General features: G+C 60.2%; 4 protein-coding genes and 1 pseudogene. 1 reads left to right on the forward strand and 4 read right to left on the reverse strand.

Features of this window, described 5'->3' with window-relative positions:
• Positions 1–225: 225 nt before the first annotated feature.
• The 4 genes and pseudogenes from olsF to grxD form a co-directional block, all read right to left on the reverse strand.
• Positions 226–1,941 carry a bifunctional ornithine lipid synthase OlsF gene (gene olsF, locus OUZ52_RS22330; RefSeq protein ID WP_266160800.1) on the reverse strand — a complete coding sequence of 572 codons (1,716 nt, stop codon included), beginning with the start codon at positions 1,939–1,941 and terminating at the stop codon, positions 226–228.
• A 135-nt stretch (positions 1,942–2,076) separates the two neighbouring features.
• Positions 2,077–2,691, reverse strand: a complete 615-nt coding sequence (locus tag OUZ52_RS22335; RefSeq protein ID WP_266160802.1) for a YhgN family NAAT transporter — start codon at positions 2,689–2,691, stop codon at positions 2,077–2,079.
• 63 nt (positions 2,692–2,754) lie between these two features.
• Positions 2,755–3,514: pseudogene (locus tag OUZ52_RS22340) on the reverse strand (SDR family NAD(P)-dependent oxidoreductase).
• Positions 3,514–3,837, reverse strand: coding sequence for a Grx4 family monothiol glutaredoxin (gene grxD, locus OUZ52_RS22345; protein ID WP_266160804.1), 324 nt, complete (start codon positions 3,835–3,837; stop codon positions 3,514–3,516). The pseudogene OUZ52_RS22340 and the gene grxD overlap by 1 nt, the downstream one beginning before the upstream one ends.
• Positions 3,838–3,943: 106 nt before the next feature.
• Between grxD and sodB the strand changes: the two genes are divergently transcribed.
• Positions 3,944–4,522, forward strand: coding sequence for a superoxide dismutase [Fe] (gene sodB, locus OUZ52_RS22350; protein WP_266160805.1), 579 nt, complete (start codon positions 3,944–3,946; stop codon positions 4,520–4,522).
• Positions 4,523–4,751 lie beyond the last annotated feature (229 nt).

A 4,751-nucleotide genomic window follows, 5' to 3' on the forward strand; every position in this document is an offset into this window, starting at 1 on the left:
TTTGCCAATCAATGCGTTGCCGCCCTCAACGCTGATCAAGCTCAGCAGCAGGTATCTGCGACCTGCCCACTATCCAGTCTTGCGGCCCGACCTTCCAATCTGATCTTTCAGCACATTCGGCCACGATGAGCTGTTCAAGCACGTCATGCACACGCCCGGTCTAAATGGCTTAAGCAGGCGCTATCTGGTTCTCTTAAATCCGCCCACAGGGCAGACGGCGATTGCTCAGGATGACTTACCAAGATAACGAGCTCGCTTGGCAGGCTTGAGATTGGCCAGATCGAGCATGACCAAGCCATCGACGCAACCGGAGAAACTCGGGTCTTCGCCAAAGTCGAAGAACTGCACGCCCTCCGGCTCGACCAGGTCGACGTATTGGCGGTAAAGCACCGGCAAAGTCACGCCCAGGGCATCGAGATGATGCTTAAGCTTGCCCAGGCCAGCCGTGGAGTCGAGGCCCTCCAGTGCAAGCCGTACGACGTCAATCACCGCCTGCGACACCACAAACGGCTGTCGCGCCGAAGCCAATCCGGAAACCCCAAAGTAATGCTGGTGAGCTGCGGCAATCCATTCACGCGCTTCGCGCGGCAGGCTTACGGACATACTGACCGGACCAAAGACATAGCACAGCTCAGGATGCCGCTGCAGATAAAGGCCGATGCCCTGCCATAGCTGATCCAGCGCGCGCGAGCGCCAATAAGCCGGGGCAATAAAGCTGCGGCCCAGCTCAAGCCCTTGAGCCAGACGCGACTCCAGTGCCTTGGAATAATTGAACAAGCTGGCGGTGTACAGCGCTGGCATACCGCGCTCGGCAATCAAGCGACCGCCATGGCCAAGGCGATAGGAGGCAACAATGCGCAGAACCTTCGGGTCCCATAACACCAAGTGCTCGTAATGCGTATCGTAGATATCGAGGTCGCGTCGCGCGCCGGTGCCCTCGCCTACTTTGCGGAACGTCAGCTCGCGCAGGCGGCCGATTTCGCGCATCACCACGCTGTCGGTGGCACCCTTGAACAGCAACACCTGCTTGCCATCACTGAGATCTGCCAGCTTTTCAGCTTGCGCCGATAGCTCTGCGGCAACACGCTCGATGGGCTCAGGATGCGCCAACGGCGCTTGACCACCAAAAATCAGACCACGACGTCGGCCCACGCGGTACACATGACGACGCATTAACTTGGCGGCCCGTTCGGGCGAATCGCCACTGCGCTGCGCCAACTCCTCCGGGCTGACCAAGGCACCAACACTGAAGCCAATGCGCTGCTTGACCGGCGCGACTGCCTCACGCGGCAACATCGCCGTGCTCAACGGTTTGGCCAGCATCGACAAACCATAAAACATAGCGGAGTTGCGCGCCGCCACGTGGATGGGCAGCACGGCCGTCTTGCTGCGCAAAGCCAACCGGGCAAAGCCGTCTGACCAGCGACCATCGCGCACACCGCCGGCGCGCACGCGAGAAACCTCGCCAGCCGGAAACACAATCAGCGCTTCACCGCGGCTCAAGGCGCGGTAGATCTCGCGCAGGCGTGAAGCGGAACCCTTACCAAACACGTCGACCGGCAACAGCAACTTGGCCAGGCCGGGAATAAGCGCCAGCCAGTCATTGCCAAGAATGCGCACATCGCTGCGCACCGAGCCGACCAACTGCAAAAGGGCCAATGCATCGACCATTCCGAGCGGATGGTTGGCGACTACCAAGACACCGCCTTCGACCGGAATATTTTCCCGTTCGCGCGGATTGATCTGGTAACTCGCGCCTAAAACATCGAGCGCACGCTCGACGAAATCGAAGCCTTCGACATCGGCGCACTGTTCCAGCACGCGATTGAATCCGGCCTCGTCGGCCAGTCGCCCGAGCATACCCGCCACCGGCCGCCGGATCTTGGGGTGCTGGGCCAGCCATGGCAGACGTTCAGTAAGGGTATGTTCAACACTAAGCATGACCGCCTCCTCGGGACACTTGCCTCATCCTGGTGAGGGATTATGACAGCAAGGTGATCGTGCCGGGACGTAATACCGACATGTTCTTTCGCTACCTGTTTAAAACCATACGGTTCGATCGTTGCTCAGATCGATTCAGCCCGCCATATGCATACCGGCCATATGCAAATAGGCCACGATACCGCCAAGAAACATTTGTACCGACAGCGCAATCAGCAACATGCCCATCACCCGCTCAAGCGCGGTGAGCACGCTTTCGCCCAGCCAGCGAAACAGATAGGTGGAACACAACAGAATCACCGCGGTGGCAAACCAGGCACCCAGCAACGCAATCGCCCAGTCCGCCGTGCGACCGGGCTGGGAACCGGTCAGCAACAGCAGCGCCGCCATCGCCGAAGGCCCCGCCACACCGGGAATGGCCATCGGCACGATAAAAGGCTCGCCTTCGCCAGGCTTACCAAAAATGCCGCCGCCATCGGCTGGCGGGAACACCATGCGAATACCGATCAGAAACAGCACGATACCGCCGGCAATGCTGATCGACTCTTGCTTGAGCTGCAGCACCTTGAGGATGTGCTGACCACCCATCAAAAAGGCCAGCAGGACACCCAGGGCAATCAATAGCTCGCGGATCAGTACCTTGCGCCGCCGCTTAGGCGCGACATCTTTGAGCAGACTGAGAAAAATCGGGATATTGCCGAGCGGATCCATGATCAAGAACAACAGGATCGCTGCTGACAAGGTGGTCATTTGTGCTTCCACATCACCCCCTTTCCGCCATGGTCAGCCCAGCTCTGATCGACATGAGTACGATCAAGTCGACGATTCCGACAGCCTTAGATTGAGCACTGCACCACGCGCTGGCAAGGCCTGCGCACTAAGCAAGTAAACAATGGCCGCCGCCGTAGCATCGGGCAAGGGCTGCAAACTGGTGTCTTCGCCGAAATAGGCCTGTCGCCGCAGCGCGGTACGCATGGGTGCGCAACGAGCTTGAGTCGGTCTCTTGATGAAGAATCTCGGTAAAGCGCTCCAGCGCCGCCTTGGACACGCCATAACCGCCCCAGTGGGCGCGCGACAGCAGCGCCGGGTCGTCCAGCACAAAGACCGCCGCGCTATCGGCGGCCTGCTGCAACAACGGCAAGCAGGCCTGGGTCAGTGCGAAGGGGGCGGATACATTGACGTGCATCGCCCGCAACCAATCGTCCGGCTTATAGGTGTCGATCGGGGCAAGACCGTTAAAGCTGGCCGCGGCATGGACGATGCCGTCGAGACGACCGAAATCGCGCTCCAGGCCCTCTGCCAGGGCGGTGTAGTCGCGTGGCGTGGCGACTTCCATATCGAGCGGGTGGATGACCGGCTCCGGCAATGATTCGGCCAGCAGCGCATCGTAAAGCTGCTCAAGTTGCCGTTTACGCTTGCCGGTAATCACCACCGTCGCGCCAGCAGCGGAGGCTGCGCGGGCCACCGCACTACCTAGGCCACCGTAGGCGCCGGTCACCAAGATCACCCGACCCGCCAGGGTATCGGCCGCCGGCAGCCAGCCCGACGGCAAATGCGCTATGGGCAAGGCCATTAGTGCGGCGCCCCGCTGACATCGCTCACCATCCGGGCTAATTCACCGGAGGATTTCAGGTCTTCGATAATGTCGCAGCCGCCCATCAGCTCACCCTGGATAAACAACTGCGGGAAAGTCGGCCAGTTGGCGTAGTGCGGCAACGCGGCGCGCACTTCCGGCTCGGCCAGCACGTTGACTGCGTGGAAATCCGCACCGGCCTCTTTCAGCGCCTGTACCGCCCGGCTGGAAAAGCCGCACATCGGAAATTGCGGGGTGCCTTTCATGAAAAGCACGATGGCGTGTTCGGCCAGCGTTGCCTTGATTCGTTCGTTAACGTCCATAGCTTTGAGTTTCGTCATTACAATGCGTACAGACAGGTAGTGTATCAGTCGGGCATCGGCTGCCGCCGGTCCGACCTCCCCTCAGCCAACGCCAAGGAGCCACCACATGGCCATCGAACTCCCCGCTTTGCCCTATGAAAAGAACGCGCTGGAGCCACATATCTCTGCCGAGACGCTTGAGTTTCACTACGGCAAGCATCATCAGGCCTATGTCACCAATCTCAACAACCTGATCAAGGGCACCGAGTTTGAGAACGCCTCGCTTGAGGAAATCATCAAAAAGTCCTCGGGTGGCGTGTTCAACAACGCCGCACAGATCTGGAACCACACCTTCTACTGGCACTCCCTGAGCCCCAAGGGCGGCAGCGCGCCGACCGGCAAGCTGGCCGATGCCATCACCAAGGCGTTCGGTTCGTTTGAGCAGTTCAAGGAGGAGTTCACCAAGTCCGCCGCCGGCAACTTCGGCTCCGGCTGGACCTGGCTGGTGCAGCGCCCCGATGGCTCGCTGGGCATCGTCAACACATCCACTGCGGCCACGCCGATCACCGGCAGCGACAAGCCGCTGCTTACCGTCGACGTGTGGGAACACGCTTATTACATCGACTACCGCAACGCTCGCCCGAAGTACCTCGAAGCGTTCTGGAACCTGGTCAACTGGGACTTCGCGACCAAGAACCTGGTCTGATCTGCCGATCACCTCCCCTTGCTTGCAGGGGGAGGCTGGCGGGATGGAACCTAGCCGCAAGGGCTATCCATCCCTGGGCACCTAGCCCTTCTATCCAGTCCGCGCTTACTCCAGCTCGCGCACGGCCGGATCAGCTTGCTGATCGCGATTGAGGGCATGGGCAATACCGCCCAAGCGCTCAACCAAACGTTGCGAATCCGGTGCGCATACTGTCGCATGTCCGACCTTG

It is taken from the genome of Dyella silvatica (genome assembly GCF_026283955.1).
GTDB lineage: Bacteria > Pseudomonadota > Gammaproteobacteria > Xanthomonadales > Rhodanobacteraceae > Dyella_C > Dyella_C silvatica.

What these genes read in the sequence shown, in the direction of transcription:
- olsF (WP_266160800.1), bottom strand. Translation starts at nt 1,941, where the DNA reads ATGCTTAGTGTTGAACATACCCTTACTGAACGTCTGCCATGGCTGGCC.
- OUZ52_RS22335 (WP_266160802.1), bottom strand. Translation starts at nt 2,691, where the DNA reads ATGACCACCTTGTCAGCAGCGATCCTGTTGTTCTTGATCATGGATCCG.
- grxD (WP_266160804.1), bottom strand. Translation starts at nt 3,837, where the DNA reads ATGGACGTTAACGAACGAATCAAGGCAACGCTGGCCGAACACGCCATC.
- sodB (WP_266160805.1), top strand. Translation starts at nt 3,944, where the DNA reads ATGGCCATCGAACTCCCCGCTTTGCCCTATGAAAAGAACGCGCTGGAG.